Consider the following 16,795-nt stretch of genomic DNA (forward strand, 5'->3'; position numbering starts at 1 on the left):
TGTTTATCGATGATAATTGGTTATTATAAAAACACCATATTATAAAAACGTTACCAATTGAACTGTAAATTACCTAATTCTGATATGGTATGAAACTTTCTTCCCTGTGCATTCTAATGTCATAAGGAGGCGATAACAATGGCAAACAACAATAGCTCAAACAAATTACGTGTACCTGGTGCACAACAAGCAGTTGACCAAATGAAGTACGAAATTGCACAAGAGTTTGGTGTTCAATTAGGACCAGACGCTTCAGCTCGTGCTAACGGCTCTGTAGGTGGCGAAATTACGAAACGCCTAGTTCAAATGGCAGAGCAGCAATTACGCGGCAATTCAAACAACCAACAATAATTAAAGAGAAGGAAGCGCTACAAATTTGTAGCGTTTTCTTTTCATTTTGGCTTTTCAAGGAGATTACATACATAGACAAACCAAAAAGAAATGAAACTTTTACTGCTTCCCTCCGTAAATAACAGTAATAACAATTTATGGAATTACCCACTTTGCTTTAGGGATTGGATAAGAAGGAGGAAAGGTCATATATGAATATTTATGGTTGGATTGGTCTGCTCGGTATTATTTTCTTTACTTTAATTCCCTTTTTAAATAAGGCGCAAAGAACTCGTGAAGAAGTTCAGAAAGCCATTGTAACGATTGGAATTATATCCGGAATTATTATTGCCGTTTTAGTTTCCAATATAAATTTCCTCATTGCTTTCCTATTTGGTGTTCTGGCTATGATTTTGTTTGATCGTAAAACCTATACAAAAAAGAGGTTAACGATTTATGGGGTCATTACTTTAATTACAGGAATTGCAGCATATGCTCTACTTCGGGACAATCCCAATTATGTTATTCAACATTTAAAGGGAAATCCGGAATCCAGCTCCTTTTATTTTGCTGAAAACGGCGAACCTGTCATTACTTACCAGTCAACTGTTATACGGCCATTAGCAAGTACAGTAAAAATCCTTATTGCAGTTGAATATGCCATGCAGGTCGAAGAAAATAAAATTCAAAAAGACCAGTCAATACCTTTGGGCGACTTGAACCGTTTTTATTGGAAAAATACTGATGGGGGCGGTCATGAAGCATGGTTAGAAGCTGTGAAACAAGATCGGGGCATCCAAAATAATGAAGTCACTTTGCATGATGTTGCAAAAGGAATGATTACGTATAGCTCAAATGCCAATACAGATTATTTAATTAATCTGCTCGGTATTGATGCGATAAATCAGCGTAAAACAGCGTTAGGCTTAACACAGCACGAAGACATTTATCCAATTGGCAGTGCGCTCCTCATTCCTGAATCTATCCAAAAAGATGGGATGTCCGAAAAAGAATTAATCAAGGCGCTCCAAAAGTTATCAATGGACGACTATCGCAAGTTAGCTCAATCGATAAGCCTGCAAATGAAAACAGGAGAAATTAATGTAAGTGCGACTACATTTGACTCATCCCCTGCCGTACAAAGAGTTTGGTCAGATCGGTTAATTGGCGCTTCTGCAAATGATTACGGGAAACTGCTCGCCCTTATTTCCAATGACGAGCTGCCATCAAATGCAGCTGAAACAATCCGGGATCTAATGGAGTGGCCGATGCAATTAAATGAACAAAATTATAAGAAATATACACATATTGGCTCAAAGGGCGGCTCTACACTGTTCGTCTTAAACAACGCGATGTATGTTGAAAACCTTAAGGGAGATCAGTACGAATTTGTTATTTTACTTAATAACCTGAAATTTCATGAGCATTTCCTGTTGAGAAATAACCGAAATTCATTTGAAAGAAAGCTTTTGAACGATGCAGATTTTCGTGATGAGGTACGTGAGGCGCTTTTAAACTAAATTTGGTTTGATTTTATAAATACCGCAACAATCTAAAAAGATGCTTTGCCTGATTTGGCTAAGCATCTTTTTCAATCGATTATTCCTCTGATCCTTTATCCACTTTCCGTATACAGCTCTTTATACATAATGACTATCAGGACATACGTAAACAAAGGAATAAAATAATCCGTATTATTGATTGCGTGATTTAATGAGCTATTATCTGCAAGAATACTTATCACTATTGCGATTAGACTAACGACACTAAAAATGATAAATAACATCTTATTTCTAGAAATGTAATCCTTTTTTATTTCAAATAATAAGCAGACAAGTGCAAAGAAAATTAACACCAGTCTCGTCATAAATAATTGTTCAAATCCCCAATAAAAGGTCGCCATTATAAAGATAAGTGCGGCTACATTCAATATGATCGGTATATTAATTTTTTTCATATACTCCCCTGCTCTTATACTGGATGTTTTGAAGTGTTGCTAAATTTACATATAGTACCTTCACCGAATTTTTATGCTATAGTAACGCATTCCCTTTGGTACACCTTTCAAATCAAATACACCATCGACAACTAAACGTCTGACACGATATTCCAAAAAATGGTCACCAATATATTGATCTAAATGACCCATTACTTCTCCGATAATTCTGGCTGATTTTATAAAGTCCTTATTCTGTTTATTTTGATGAAGTTTCTTCACTGTATTGATAATGTAAGTATCATAAAAATTTTCAGGAACACTTTTTATCATTTGATTTTCCCAGATTCGTAAAACATCATTAGTTTGACAAAGCTGCTTCCATTCATCGTCTAATGTTTTACGTTCCGCTTGCGTCAATAGATGACCCTTTTTCTCGTTTTCGTAAATTTCCATTAATTGATCTGATGACAGTTCCCCCATATTTAACGGCGTAAAATCGATATCGGGTCGATCAAAATAAGTTTTATATGCTTCATTAGTATGAATGATATGGATATCGTTTGCCTTCTCTTTTAATAAATAAAGTACAAACCGTAAACCTGTTTGTTCATGTGCATTTTCCCCCGCCCAAATAATAATTGGGTAATCATTTGGCGTTTGTTGAAGGTCTACAATCGTTTGTTTAAAATGTTCTTCGTGATGATAGAGATCCTCATCATCAATAATGATATGATTTCTAAACCATTTAGATCGATTCGTAATACCATGTAAGTTATGTAAGTTCCAAATGGGACCAATAGAAAACAAATCGGAAAACGTAATAATCCTTTCCTGATGACTTAGCCCTAACTTTTTTAAAGCAAATTTCAGGCTGCCTGATGGCGAGTCCCCGAAGACAATATGTGTTGCTTGATATTGTACAGGCTCAACGTTTGCTTGATTCTTTTTGTACTCCAACAGGTTGTTATATGTATTTTTAATATCTAAAAAGAATTGCTCCTCTGAATAACCATTTCTTTCTTCGACTACTTGCATCCGTAAAAAGATTTGCATTAATAAGGCTTTCCGTTCTTTGCCTTCTAATTGATCAATAACAGCGTTCAATTCATTAAACAAATGAATACCCCCCCTTTTCATTAGAGTTTACCATTAAATTCTCCTTTGGTATAACTTTCCTAACGAAAAGATCCCACTCACCAGTAAACTATACTTCTTTCTGTTTCTTAATTTTAGCCACAAAAAAACTGCACCCCATATTTGGGATGCAGTTTATCGTTGCAGCTTTAAAATTAAAGTTTTACGATGTTTGTAGCTTGTGGGCCACGTTGACCGTCTTCGATTTCAAATTCAACTTTTTGACCTTCGTCTAAAGATTTGAAACCGTCGCCTTGGATTGCTGAGAAGTGAGCGAATACGTCGTTTCCGCCTTCAACTTCGATAAATCCAAAACCTTTTTCTGCGTTAAACCATTTTACTGTACCTTGTGTCATTTAAATGACCTCCATTTAATTAAATTTAATAAGATCACAATTCCTCATAAAGAAAAAAATTCACATATTACAATAAGTACTAAATAAAACACGAATACATATTGTAATAGGTGAATTTATTGTTGTCTTGTAACATTTCTTATTAACATTAGTATATACCATATTAATTCATTTGTCTATGCATATGAAACAATTCATTTTCGTGCAAATATAATTTTGATGCACTCTATGTTTTTTAGTAGATTTATTTATTATGAAAATTAACCATTAGTAGACATTATTCTCATAACTAAAGTATCATTAAAGGCATCAACTACTTAACGAGGTGTTCAATATTATGGCAGCTAAAAAAGTATTAACAAACGAACAGCAAGAACAGCTTCTTACAACATTGAAAGCACGCTTTTTACAGCATATGGAGCGTCATCCGAATATCGATTGGGAAAATGTGCAGACAAAGCTCGAAGCAAATCCGGTAAAACTGTGGTCTCTTAATGAAATGGAACGTACAGAAGGTGAACCTGATGTCGTTGCATATAACCATGATACGGACACATACACATTTATGGACTGCTCTGCTGAAAGCCCTAAAGGACGCAGAAGTATTTGTTATGACCAGGAAGCATTGGATGCGCGTAAAAAGAACAAACCGGAAGACAGTGCAATGAATATGGCGTCTTCAATGGGAATTGAAATTTTAACGGAAGTCGAATACCGCTCATTGCAGCAACTTGGGAAATTCGATTTAAAAACATCAAGCTGGGTTTTGACACCACCGGATATCCGTAAACTTGGCGGAGCGATTTTCTGCGATCGTCGATACGAGACAATTTTCATGTATCATAACGGTGCTGACTCGTACTATGGTGCCCGAGGATTTAGAGGCTCTCTTACTGTTTAGTTTATCGATTTCAACTAAAAATAAAGCCGTTGTCATACTTTATGACAACGGCTTGTTTCTATTATAGATTATAAAAATCACGATACAGTTCTTCCAAGTTCCGGTTGATCGGATTCACAGATTGGATTTGCACACTATTTTTTAATAACCATTGAAGATAGGTTTCAATCGCAAATGCAGCATCTGTAATGAGTAAATCACCTTTAATTTTATAAGGAAGATGGCTCTTTTTCATTACTTGGGGAAGATCACTATGATATGAATACTTAATTTCGTATTGTACTTCCTTATTTGAATGCAATGGATTTGTGTAAAGCTTTCCTTCTTTAATGAACCAGATTGTCTCCGTCAAATCTTCCAGTAAATCCAGGTTATGCGTCGAAATGACGATACTGATCCCTTTTGCATGTAGCACTTCAATCAATTGTTTTAATTCAATAATGCTCGTCGGGTCCAGTCCATTAAAAGGTTCATCCATTAAAATAATGAGCGGCTTTGTCAATATACTTAACGCGATCAGCAAATGCTGCCGCATCCCGTAAGAATAGGATTTGACGGGCTGATGCAAATACGAGCGGATACCGATCAACTCTATGACATCTTCTATTTCTTTTTGCTGTATATGGTAAATATTAGCCACAAACGACAGATGATCATAACCGGTTAACTGCATATACAAGTAATTATCACTTGGCAAGAAGGAAATATATTTAAAGAATTCAGGGTTGCTGTTGGAAATATTGTTTATATGGACAGTGCCCTTATTAATCTTTTCCAATCCTAATACCGAGCGCATTAATGAAGATTTCCCTGCCCCATTCGGCCCTACAATACCTATTATTTCACCTGTACCAATAGAAAACGTAATATTATCCAGCACCTGTTTACTTTTGTATTTCATTTCAAGTTCGTTCACCTGCAATACCATTATGATGTCACCTTCCTTTTAAATAGAAGCCCTATGCCGAACAATAGGGTTCCGCTGATTAGTAAAATGACCGCGCCTGTCAGGAAGTTCACTTTTCCGTTGTTTGCCTCAATCGATTTCCAGCCATCTACAATATTCCATGTATCAAAATAGACAAACGGATTATACACACTACTTGTTAGATTAATATAATGGTTCCCTGCAAAGTACCCGGCAATGACAAGTATGGATGTAACGATAATCGCTGCATAATGATTTTTCATCAATTTCCCGATAAAGCTGAACAAGCTATTTAAAAAGAAGAGCTGCATGAATATAAGCACTCCACTTTTGACAAGCAGCGCCATCAAATTTTCAAAATAAAAATAGGCATTGTTCGCAGTTGAAAAGAAAAAGTGCTCCTCCAGCCGTTCTGTTGCATAAATCAATATTGGATAATCCATGTCACCTACTCCACCAATAAATGTAGCGATCAGGAAAACAATAGTACCCGTAATGAGCAACAAACTGCAGGCAACCGTTAAATTATAGATCCATTTCGATACATAAATAGAAGAGAATCGAATTGGCTTTGTTGCTAAAAAGCTCATCGATGGATTCAGCCTATATTCATCGGCCATCGTTGTCCATAACAATAATACAAATAAAAACAGGACGAACCACATCATGTTCCATTCCAAGAACCTGTAGATTGCAAACGAGCTGCTGTCCCCGTATTTTGTATTTTGTTCCTGGAACAGCTTTAAACGTTCATAATGTTCTTGATCTAAAGCCTGACTCGGATCATCAAAATTAGATACCCATTTATGTCCAAGCGGCCACGGGGTTAACCTTTTGCCATCCAGAATAATTTCCTGCTCTTCTGATGCCATGTCAGTCAATGTCCAAAGTGTATTATCATTTTCTCTATAAGTACCAGGTTCAAATGAGTTCATCACATCGCGAAATGTCTCGGCAAATGTAGGAGAGTGAATATCAGCCTTCAGATGTTCCAACGCCTCAAATCGCATTTCTAATTGTTTAATCATTGACTGATAAGGATTTTGATCAAGCATTTCCAGCTCTTCACCCGTTTCCTCAGCCATCCGTCGTTGCAATTCCTGCTCCATTTCAAATTCATCTGCGACGAGTTTCCAATGTGTTTGATCCTGGATAATCGTATTTTGGGAACGCTCAATTATTTTCAGTGCTTTGTCAGGAAATGTTCGGTACTGCTCATTCACTACAATGACCGTACCGCCAATTATTCCAAACAGCAAAATAACAGTTATAAGAATATGGCCTTTCCGCTTCTTCTTTAGATGCTCAAATTGTAATAATTTAAATTTCCTGTTTGGTATATACTGTTTTTTCGATGCTGTAAATTCAGGCACTCCAAAACTGACATTTTTCATATTAATGACAGCAAAAGTAATTCCGGTACCTATCACTACTAGTATTAACATGATGATTAAATAAGGGACAAAACGATTCGAATCCAGTAATAGCTGTTCATACGAAACAATCAAGTGAATCGGGTTATACATCTGAAACCCGGTCTTCAATGAAATCATATAGCTGATTAAAACCGGTAAACTGATCAGCGAGAATAGTAAACCTAATTTTGCTTGCTGTTTAATCAGACAAGTAAACAGCAGCAATAATAACGCACTAAAAATCCCCCAGCCAATCGGGATAAACACAAGCCATTTCCATATTGGGACTAAAATGATTTCGGAACTCAATGCCACTTCAACAGGATAGTAAATTGTGTTGAGATTCCCTGTTAATAGTGGCGGCAGTAACGACACAACACTTGCAATAACGATGTAACACAGGACGACCATCAATAAAGGAATCAAGTATCCAAAATAAATGGCTGTACTGGACAATGAATTGATTTTAAAGAAATCGAATGTCCGATTTTCCCGGTCAAATATATATTTATAGCAAAAAACTAATAATAGAAGAAAGGCCGTAACGGGGCTAAATAGAATTTGGAATAATTGCTTTGTAAATAAGGCTGTTTTAAATGGCGTATCTTGTTCGGTATAGCCCAACTGATGATCAATGATGGCTTCCGCTTTCTCCCTTTCAACTGCCACTGTATGTTCACCAAGATAAGGAATTGCTTTGAATGCTATGTAGTTTTCATATTCGTTTAAATAGGCAAGCTGCTGGTCGGCAACCTGTAAATCGTTCTCGTCTAATTTCTTTAAAATATCGTCTATATATTGTTCTTTTAATAGAAGACTTCCCAATGATTGCTGTTCTTCCGGAGTGAGACCTATAACCCGTTCTTTAGTTAATGTACTTGTAATCAGCAAATGTACTGTATCTTTTCGATTGTTGAACGTTTCCTGCAGTTCATGCTTGGTAGCACCCGATTGCGTACTATTAATAACGAATATCGTCCCGACAAGTACAATAATTGCAACAGGTAATATAAAAATATATTTGCTTTTTAACAAGCCTTTCACAAGAAAACGAATCACTTCATACATCATTCCTCCCCCTTACCCTGTTAGTATGCTGAAAATATAAATTCCTCTTTGAGCAGATTTGCCAAAAAACGGAGGCTTATCCTTTTCAAAGAGGATATGAAAATTATCAGATTCAGATTTCCCCATTACTCCTGCTCTGCGTTACTAAGCGGTGCATATGGTCCTGTTTTAAGCGTGCCTGAAAAGAAGGAATACCCCGGCTTCCCTACAGCATAGCCACGATTATACAAATAACCAGAATACGTTTTACCGTTTTGAGTAACCGTTACCCACATCGATTGTGTCGTTGTATAGGGCACTTCTTTTGAATACCAAAGTGTATCGGATGTGACAGAAACTTCAGGTGTCAAACTTTCAGCTGCTTGTATACTTGAAATATTTACGGATACATTTAAAGAAATTGCTGCAAATAAACTTAAACTTAACAATTTAAATTTTTTCATCATTGATTCCTCCGCTGTTCCTATTCCAAAGCCTGATTGCTATATATATGAATCTTTTAATTTTCTAACTTATCCTCCACCAGTTCCAATAATCCACAGTTCTAAAGTTGTAATTAATAATTCTACCATTTTGCCCCCTCCTTTGTATTAATTTTACAAACTTTCCGACAAAAAGTGTATAATATGCCTAAAAGAATAATTTAGGTGATGAAATGAATAATTACGGGCATGTTATAAAAGAAATCAGGGTTGGTAAAGGGTATTCACAACAGTATGTCAGCGAAAAAATATGCTCACAGGGCAACTACTCAAAGTTTGAAAAAGGAGAAAACAGAGAAATTAAGTTTTCGATATTAAAGGAATTTTTGGGGCGTCTTGAAATGTCCTATGAAGAGTTTGAATACATAAGCAATAATTATGAAATGCATGACCGTCAAAGGATTATGAAGAAGTTTTACAATCAAACATATAATTCCGAAAATGCCCTGCTCCTAATGATTAAAGAATGCTCAGCTTATTTACAGCAAAATCCGAATGACAATTTAATCATGAATATTCAAACTGTAATGGAAGGCATGCTCGTTTTGGCAAAATCCAGTGATTTTGTACTGGCTTCTGAAACAATATCTCCTATATGGAACGATCTCTCGCAGCGAAATACACTGTACTTACCTGATATTTATTTGCTGAATGCCATTTTATTTGTTTTTCCGATTTCTACTGCAACCGAAATAAAAGAATTTGCATTTCGCCATATCGATAAGTACAACGGATTTCAAAATATTAATAAGTTAAAAATAAACTTTCTGATCAATTTGTCGCTTATTAATATTAAAGGAAAAGACTTTGAAACCGCACTACATCTGTTGAATGATGCAAGCAGTAAGTGTAAATCGGAGCAGCTTTTTATTAACCTGTCGATCTGTTACGTGAGAAAAGGCGTTTGCCTAAATAATTTAAACGGAGCAGATGAAGGTTTTATTGAAAAGGGTTTAACGCTACTTCAACATTTAGAACAAGCAGAACTAGTGAAAATGTTGGAGAAGGAAATTAAAAGTAATTTAATCGTTAAATAATATAGAGCAAATTAAAAAGGGCAACCTGTTAAACACGGCTGCCCTTTGAATTTATTTTTTATTAGGTAAGTTCATTTTACGCTCTAATAACTTTACGCGGTATTTATAAATCGCATAAATTACTGCCAAAATAATGATGATGATGACAAACGGCTGCAAGTACTGTTTAAACAGTTCTCCTGCCTGCTCCCAGTTTTCCCCTAGCTTAATGCCTAAATAAACATAAAGCGCAGTAATTGGGAACATCGCTAAAAATGTATAGATTGTAAACTTCCATACATTCATTTTCGTCATCCCGCACGGAACCGAAATTGCGGTACGAACAATCGGCATAAAGCGGCCGAAAAATGCGACACCCGCACCATATTTTGCGAAAAACTTGTCCGATGCATTCACTTGCTTTTCATTAATCAAGAAGAACTTCCCGTATTTCAGGACGATTGGGCGACCACCATAACGCCCTACCGCATATAATGTCAACGGTCCAATTGTTCCGCCTACCGTTCCGGCAAGCACCATTAACCAATATTTATACTCCCCTTGAGCAATCCAAAATCCTGCCATCGGTAATATAACTTCTGCTGGGATAAACTCAAAGCAAAGTGCCAACAGTACACCAAAATAGCCAAACCCTTTAAAAAACTCAATCATTGATAGAATGATTGTATCTAACAACAAAAACAACTCCAATCATTTGCAATATCCAAAGTTAAAATCGAAAAAACCGATATTAACTCCAAAGTCCACTTCTACATTCACTTAGCATACAAAAACTTTGACTGATTCACAATAGAATTTGTGAAAACATGCCATTATTATGTATGTTCTTCTTTAGAATAGAACGTCCTCTCTTCACAAATGTTGCCTCTATCGCAAAACTTTTAATTTTATAGCAGTGTATGTCTATGCAAAAAGCGATATGTCAGAGCATTTTCAGCATGGCCTCTTCCTAATACATGCAAATATAAAAACAAACAGGCAAAACCATATGTACTCTGGAATCACCCGTTCTAATAGTTAAATTAATGCTTTTAAATCATGAATAAATTCATATATAAAGTAACAGCCAAACCCGAATAATAATAAGCCTGCAATAATGGAAGTCCATTTAATCATCGCTCGGTTCATGACTTTCCTTGTAAGTGAAACAATTGTTAAAAGACCAATATCATGCAGTAAAATACCCGATAAAATGCCTAGTGCAACAATCAAAAATTGATTGGCCCCTTTTCCTGCATAAGAGTCGGCCAAAACTGCTCCAAAAACAGAAATCCAGAAAACGAGATTACCTGGTGAAACAGCAACTAATAAACCATTGCGGTATGTTGACAGAAAGGATTTATTCGCTTTCTCACCAGCTAACGCAATATCTTTATCAGCATTTTTAATTGAATCGAAAGCCAAAATAAATAAAAAGGCGGCTCCTATTAACCAAAGCGGTAGCTGAATATAAGCCAGCGACAAAAATTTAGCCACCCCCAAATACAAGGCAATGATTAAAGCTAGATCAATTGTCATTCCGCCAAGCCCTACTGCCCAACCGTGCATAAACCCATTTTTCAAACCCTGTTTCGTCATTTCGACTGTAATGGCACCAACGGGCATTGCAATGGCAAGGCCAATCATGACATACGCAAAATATAAACTCATTCGACCACGTCTTCCAAGAAAAATTCCTTCTTACGTCCGTTTTATAAATATAATTATATTTGAATATTTATTAATCTTCAATCACTTTTAAAATTTACCTAGTAAATTCCATTATTGATTTATTTCCGGAAATCAATTATGATGGCATTAATTTATGAGAAGGAGGGATTTTTCTATGTTTTTACTTCGTTTACGCTAAGCTGGCAATAAAAAAGCAAACCCATTCGATGGGCTTTTTTGTCATGCTTGTAAACGATGAAACCATAGAAATTCCTCTTTAAACGGGAGAATTCTATATTTTTTCGGCGCAGGCATACATATGTCTGCTTTTTTATTGCGTTTTAGACTCACGTATAAATTGGAGGGCTAAAACAATGCAGATGCTTCTATTCTTTTAATACGGGCGGATTATACAAACCGCTCGTATCGATAAGCTATCGGTACGAAATTTATATTTCGGAGGTAGCAATAATGGAAAACTTAAGCTTTGAACTAAAAAATATACACGTGCAATTTTTAGATAAGGATGTACTTACAATCCCGCAATTGGCAATTTATCAATTTGACCGCATTGGGATTGTTGGTAAAAACGGTGCCGGTAAAAGCACTTTATTAAAATTATTAACCGGTCAGCTCATTCCACAACAAGGGAATGTAAATGCACTTGTTGATTATTTCTATTTTGAACAAACATCCCCTGTCATCAAACAAGACAATATTAATATCGCGCTTGGCCATAAATTGAAGGCAGTCGATCCACATAGCGGTGGTGAACAAACAAGGTTGAAGTTATCACAGGCATTCAGCCATTACTACGAGGCAATGCTTTTTGATGAACCGACAACTCATTTAGATCAGGACGGCATCCGATTTTTGCAGGAGCAACTCCGCTATTATTACGGAGCAGTCGTTATAGTCAGTCATGATCGGAACTTGCTGGATAATATTGTTACGACAATCTGGGAAGTCAATGATGGGCATGTTTCGGTCTATAGCGGGAATTATTCCGATTATGCAGCGCAAAAAGAACGGGAAAAACAGGAGCAAGCTGCTGCCCATGAAAAATATGTTCGCGAAAAGGCTCACCTGGAGAAGGCTGTTGCTGAAAAAATGAAGAAGGCCGAAAAAATTACCGAGGCAAAGAAGATGTCGAAAAAAGAAACGAAAGCCAAAGCGAATCGTATGTTTGAAACAAAATCTAAAGGAACGAGTCAAAAATCGGTTTACCGCTCGGCTAAAGCAATGGAAAAACGGATTGAACAGCTTTCCGTTGTCGAAAAAGTAAAAGAAAACGCGCCACTTCACTTCAAACAATCGAAAGCTCTGGAACTTCATAATAAAGTGCCGATTATGATGCAAGATCTTACTTTAGCAATCGGAAAGAAGATCCTTTTAAATCAATGCCAACTTCAAATTCGGCTACAGGAAAAAATAGCTATAACAGGTCCGAACGGCAGCGGAAAATCAACATTGCTTCAGGCGATTATCGGAAAGCATCCAAATATAGATCTTTCACCGAAAGTAAAAATCGGTCACTTCTCACAGCTTGCTTATCAAAACTTACCGCATGAGACCGTTTGGGATTTTATAAAAACACGAAGCGAATACAGCGATGCGTTTATTCGTACTATTTTGCATCAAATGCAGTTTGAACAGAATGATTTACAAAAGCGGATCACTGTTTTAAGCGGCGGTGAACGGATTCGATTGCTTTTAAGTCAGCTGTTTTTAGGTCAATATAATATTCTCCTGCTTGATGAGCCGACCAACTTCCTTGATATAGCTACAAAAGAGGCATTGGCAAACTTTATCCAAGGCTATGACGGCACTATTCTTTTTGTCTCCCATGATGACTATTTTGTGAAGCAAGTGGCTACAAGAATTATAGAGATAAAAGATACCGCATTAATTGAAGTTTGATTTCACAAGCTTTTTACGAAAGATACAATTCTTTCATTTCCAACCGATGTGCACTAAAATAATCCTTATGGTAATGATAGTAAGAAAAGGAAACGAGCCATTAATTATTTGGAGGTCATCACATGGAAATAGGTATTTCAACTTTTGCAGAAACTACACCGGATGCGTTAACAGGTGAAACAGTAAGTCATGCCGAGCGACTGCGACAAATCGTCGAAGAAATTAAGCTGGCGGATTCGGTAGGACTGGATGTGTATGGTGTCGGAGAGCATCACCGCGAAGATTATGCAGCATCAGTTCCTTCTGTCGTACTCGCGGCAGCTGCTATGCAAACAAAACAAATTCGATTGACGAGCGCTGTAACGGTACTCTCATCTGACGATCCTGTACGTGTCTTCCAGCAATTCGCAACACTTGACGGACTATCGAACGGCCGCGCCGAAATTATGGCTGGACGCGGTTCATTCATTGAGTCCTTCCCGCTGTTCGGCAATAACTTGAATGATTATGATGCACTTTTTGAAGAAAAACTCGATCTATTATTAAATCTTCAGGAAAATGAGATTGTATCATCAACTGGCCATTTCCGTCCATCTATTCCAGGACGCGGCATCTACCCGCGCCCTGTGCAGGAAAAATTACCGATTTGGGTGGCGAGCGGCGGTACACCACAATCTGCCATCCGTGCTGCCACATTGGGCTTGCCGTTAACATTGGCCATTATCGGAGGAAGTCCACTGTATTTCGCACGCATCGTTCAACTGTATTATGATGTAGCGAAAAAAGCAGGCCATGATATTTCGAAGCTGCGTGTCGCTTCCCATTCACATGGTTTTATTGCGGATACGACAGAACTTGCAGCAGAACAATTTTTCCCTTCAACAGCAGCGGCAATGACAAAACTTGGCCGTGAACGCGGATGGGCTCCGTACACACGCGAAGCATTTGATGAGGCCCGAAGCTTGGAAGGCGCTCTTTATGTAGGCGATGTTGACACGGTTGCTAAGAAAATCATTTATCTTTACGAACATGTCGGCATTTCAAGATTTTTCCTACATGTGCCGGTCGGTTCTATGCCACACGACCAAGTGCTGCATGCCATCGAACTGTTAGGTACGAAAGTTGCACCAATTGTACGTGAGGAAGTAGCAATATTAAAGAATAGATAAATTGTTAGTTAATGGGTTGAGCAGTATTTTGCTGCACAACCCATTTTTTATGAAATTTACTTTTCCCCATTTACCCATAACTTTTCGACTCTATTAACTAGAATAATAAAGAAATTGCTTAAAATTCTGAAAATTATTGCAATTAGAAATTTAATAAATTACAATAACATGAATTCAATAGAAAGCTGAGGTTACATCATCATGGGAGTTTTACAGAAGATAGGTAAGTTTGCAGGAAATACATTTGCGATTTGGGTACTGGTTGCAGCTGGTTTAGCGATTTGGATACCTGAATATTTCACATGGATTGGCAGTTACATCACCATATTATTAGGAATTGTCATGTTTGGTATGGGGATGACATTAAAATTAGATGATTTTAAACTAATTCTTCAACATCCGAAAGGTGTTATTATCGGGATCGTTTCCCAGTTTGTCATTATGCCGTTACTTGCATTTGCGTTAGCCAAAGTTTTCAATTTACCGCCAGAAATTGCGGTTGGCGTTATATTAGTAGGTTGTTGTCCAGGGGGTACGTCATCAAACGTTATGACATTCCTCGCAAAAGGAAATACGGCATTATCTGTTACGATTACATCATGCACAACATTATTAGCACCTTTTGTAACACCTGCACTAATCTACTTATTAGCAAGTGAATGGTTACCAGTTTCATTTATGGCCATGTTTATGTCAGTAATTAAAGTTGTGTTAATTCCGATTATTTTAGGGATTCTTGCACAGTTCTTATTTAGACCACTTGTAGAAAAAAGTGTTGATATTCTTCCTACAGTATCAGTTGTGGCAATCGTGATGATCGTTGCTGCTGTAGTAAGCGGAAGCCGCGATAAAATTTTAGAAACAGGATTAATCATTTTTGCCATTGTTATTTTACATAATGGTTTAGGTTACTTACTAGGATTTTTAGTAGCAAAACTATTTAAACTGAAATACGATGATCAAAAAGCAGTATCGATTGAAGTTGGGATGCAGAATTCAGGTTTAGGAGCGCAATTAGCGATGGCCCACTTCGACCCAGTATCAGCCGTTCCGAGTGCGATCTTCAGTTTCTGGCACAATATTTCGGGACCGATTCTTGCTACATATTGGGGTTCAAAAGCGAATAAGAAGGAAAACAATAAATAGATATTACATAAAAAGTGGTACGAATGCATTTTGATTCGTACCACCCTTTTTTTCGTTCTTATGTATTATGGTGCTTTCAAATAGCTATTGTTCCGGTACATGAAATCATTTTATGAAAAAAAACTTATCTATCTTTCAAAAACAACTTATATTGTACTAACTTAACTTCTTTACCTATGTATAATTCAGTTCCTTCACGGCTCTCTTCAGTGAATCCGATCTTCTTCATCATTTTTCTGGAGCGATGATTTGTTTCGTGTGTCTCTCCGTAAAATGTGGTAATTCCGAATTGTTCATTCGCATAATCCATTAATTTTTTTACCATTTGTGTCCCAATACCAACATTCCAAAGAGTACTGTCTCCTATAGCAATACCAATTTCAGCACTATTATTTTTAATTTCGGCTAAATCAGCATAACCGATAAGTCTATTTTTATATTCAATTCCCAAACGGATCATATCTTTTTCTTGGTTGGCTACACAACGTTCCCACCATTTAAATAATTCCATATGATCTCTATTTTTCTGCCATCCATTTGCTTCACAAAAATGCTCATCCCTACTCCAATCAACTACAGCATTGAAGTCTTCTAATTTCAACTTTCTAAAGTAAATTTCATTTCGATTAATATCCATTATTCATCTCCTCCATTTTGCCGATTAAACTTTGCTAACATAATTACATCGAAAGCCTCGTTATTTTGGTACATATACTCTCTTAAAATGCCTTCCTTTTCAAATCCCTGTTTCATCAATAATTGACTGGAACCATCATTTTCAACAAAAACGATGGCACCGATTCTTGTTAACTCCATCTCTTGAAATCCATGTTCAACGATTTTAGCTACTGCTTCTGATGCATAGCCATTACGCCAAAATTCTGGATGAATTTCATATCCTACTTCTGCACGTCGATGTGCTTTTGACCATGAGTTAAAGCCAATTGTACCGATTAACCCCTGAACGCCCTTCCTCTCAATTCCCCAGCGTATTCCTTTTTCAGATTGAAAATTATTAGTAAATGCCTGTATTAACATTTCTGCCTGCTCCATTGTTTTAAATGTGTCCAATCCATAGTATTTTGTTACCTCATCGCTTGAAAAAATTGAATAGATCGCTTCTACATCGGCAGGTAGAATTTCTCTTAAAACGAGTCGTTCGGTTTCTAATTTTGGAAACATATTACTACCCCTTTCGTAAAACAATAAATTTAAGCAAATTGCATAATTCGGTGGACAATCTGATTTTCTATTTTCAATATAAGATTCCTTAATGCCACCTAGTTATATTTGACTTCTTCATTTGTATAAATGCTTTTA

The 16,795-nt window shown here is 36.7% G+C and carries 16 protein-coding genes; 7 read left to right on the forward strand and 9 right to left on the reverse strand.

Annotated features, from left to right (window positions below; all coding sequences use genetic code 11):
• The first annotated feature begins 138 nt into the window (after positions 1 to 138).
• Positions 139 to 351, forward strand: coding sequence for an alpha/beta-type small acid-soluble spore protein (locus ACQKN3_RS06715; protein WP_008406565.1), 213 nt, complete (start codon positions 139 to 141; stop codon positions 349 to 351).
• 191 nt (positions 352 to 542) lie between these two features.
• A complete protein-coding gene (locus ACQKN3_RS06720; RefSeq protein ID WP_427710341.1) occupies positions 543 to 1,850 on the forward strand; it encodes a serine hydrolase in 1,308 nt (435 codons plus the stop codon).
• Positions 1,851 to 2,347: 497 nt separating this feature from the next.
• Here ACQKN3_RS06720 and ACQKN3_RS06725 read toward each other — a convergent pair whose 3' ends face one another.
• A complete protein-coding gene (locus tag ACQKN3_RS06725; RefSeq protein WP_427710343.1) occupies positions 2,348 to 3,385 on the reverse strand; it encodes a DUF1835 domain-containing protein in 1,038 nt (345 codons plus the stop codon).
• Between the two features lie 173 nt (positions 3,386 to 3,558).
• A complete protein-coding gene (locus tag ACQKN3_RS06730) occupies positions 3,559 to 3,759 on the reverse strand; it encodes a cold-shock protein (protein ID WP_191701229.1) in 201 nt (66 codons plus the stop codon).
• 337 nt (positions 3,760 to 4,096) lie between these two features.
• On the opposite strand from ACQKN3_RS06730, the gene ACQKN3_RS06735 reads away from it, so the two are divergent.
• A complete protein-coding gene (locus tag ACQKN3_RS06735) occupies positions 4,097 to 4,660 on the forward strand; it encodes a DUF4256 domain-containing protein (RefSeq protein WP_427710345.1) in 564 nt (187 codons plus the stop codon).
• Between the two features lie 61 nt (positions 4,661 to 4,721).
• On the opposite strand, the gene ACQKN3_RS06740 is transcribed toward ACQKN3_RS06735, so the two are convergent.
• The 3 genes from ACQKN3_RS06740 to ACQKN3_RS06750 all read right to left on the reverse strand — a co-directional run bounded on the left by ACQKN3_RS06740 (position 4,722) and on the right by ACQKN3_RS06750 (position 8,514).
• Positions 4,722 to 5,588, reverse strand: coding sequence for an ABC transporter ATP-binding protein (locus ACQKN3_RS06740; protein WP_427710347.1), 867 nt, complete (start codon positions 5,586 to 5,588; stop codon positions 4,722 to 4,724).
• Positions 5,588 to 8,071, reverse strand: a complete 2,484-nt coding sequence (locus ACQKN3_RS06745; protein WP_427710349.1) for a hypothetical protein — start codon at positions 8,069 to 8,071, stop codon at positions 5,588 to 5,590. Before ACQKN3_RS06745 ends, ACQKN3_RS06740 begins: the two co-directional genes overlap by 1 nt.
• 125 nt (positions 8,072 to 8,196) lie before the next feature.
• Positions 8,197 to 8,514 carry a hypothetical protein gene (locus tag ACQKN3_RS06750; protein WP_251688463.1) on the reverse strand — a complete coding sequence of 106 codons (318 nt, stop codon included), beginning with the start codon at positions 8,512 to 8,514 and terminating at the stop codon, positions 8,197 to 8,199.
• Between the two features lie 212 nt (positions 8,515 to 8,726).
• On the opposite strand from ACQKN3_RS06750, the gene ACQKN3_RS06755 reads away from it, so the two are divergent.
• The gene (locus ACQKN3_RS06755; RefSeq protein ID WP_427710351.1) at positions 8,727 to 9,590 is read left to right on the forward strand and encodes a helix-turn-helix domain-containing protein; all 864 of its coding nucleotides are present in this window, start codon (positions 8,727 to 8,729) and stop codon (positions 9,588 to 9,590) included.
• 51 nt (positions 9,591 to 9,641) lie between these two features.
• Here ACQKN3_RS06755 and ACQKN3_RS06760 read toward each other — a convergent pair whose 3' ends face one another.
• Positions 9,642 to 10,241 carry a DedA family protein gene (locus ACQKN3_RS06760; RefSeq protein WP_251690025.1) on the reverse strand — a complete coding sequence of 200 codons (600 nt, stop codon included), beginning with the start codon at positions 10,239 to 10,241 and terminating at the stop codon, positions 9,642 to 9,644.
• Between the two features lie 366 nt (positions 10,242 to 10,607).
• Positions 10,608 to 11,240 (reverse strand): LysE family transporter, encoded by a 633-nt coding sequence (locus ACQKN3_RS06765; RefSeq protein ID WP_251688469.1) that lies wholly within the window; start codon positions 11,238 to 11,240, stop codon positions 10,608 to 10,610.
• Positions 11,241 to 11,711: 471 nt separating this feature from the next.
• On the opposite strand from ACQKN3_RS06765, the gene abc-f reads away from it, so the two are divergent.
• The 3 genes from abc-f (at position 11,712) to ACQKN3_RS06780 (ending at position 15,475) form a co-directional block, all read left to right on the forward strand.
• The gene (gene abc-f, locus ACQKN3_RS06770; protein ID WP_427710353.1) at positions 11,712 to 13,160 is read left to right on the forward strand and encodes a ribosomal protection-like ABC-F family protein; all 1,449 of its coding nucleotides are present in this window, start codon (positions 11,712 to 11,714) and stop codon (positions 13,158 to 13,160) included.
• A gap of 122 nt (positions 13,161 to 13,282) precedes the next feature.
• On the forward strand, positions 13,283 to 14,329 hold the full coding sequence (locus ACQKN3_RS06775; protein ID WP_427710355.1) for an LLM class flavin-dependent oxidoreductase: 1,047 nt from the start codon (positions 13,283 to 13,285) through the stop codon (positions 14,327 to 14,329).
• Between the two features lie 201 nt (positions 14,330 to 14,530).
• Positions 14,531 to 15,475, forward strand: a complete 945-nt coding sequence (locus tag ACQKN3_RS06780; protein ID WP_413078058.1) for a bile acid:sodium symporter family protein — start codon at positions 14,531 to 14,533, stop codon at positions 15,473 to 15,475.
• A 124-nt stretch (positions 15,476 to 15,599) separates the two neighbouring features.
• Here the strand turns inward: ACQKN3_RS06780 and ACQKN3_RS06785 are convergent, their stop codons facing one another.
• Positions 15,600 to 16,112: a GNAT family N-acetyltransferase gene (locus ACQKN3_RS06785; RefSeq protein WP_251688479.1), complete on the reverse strand. Its 513-nt coding sequence runs from the start codon at positions 16,110 to 16,112 to the stop codon at positions 15,600 to 15,602.
• Positions 16,112 to 16,657 carry a GNAT family N-acetyltransferase gene (locus ACQKN3_RS06790; RefSeq protein ID WP_427710358.1) on the reverse strand — a complete coding sequence of 182 codons (546 nt, stop codon included), beginning with the start codon at positions 16,655 to 16,657 and terminating at the stop codon, positions 16,112 to 16,114. The genes ACQKN3_RS06785 and ACQKN3_RS06790 overlap by 1 nt, the downstream gene beginning before the upstream one ends.
• Positions 16,658 to 16,795: the final 138 nt, after the last annotated feature.

This window comes from Solibacillus sp. NPDC093137, from assembly GCF_050280445.1.
GTDB classification, from domain to species: Bacteria; Bacillota; Bacilli; order Bacillales_A; family Planococcaceae; genus Solibacillus; species Solibacillus isronensis_B.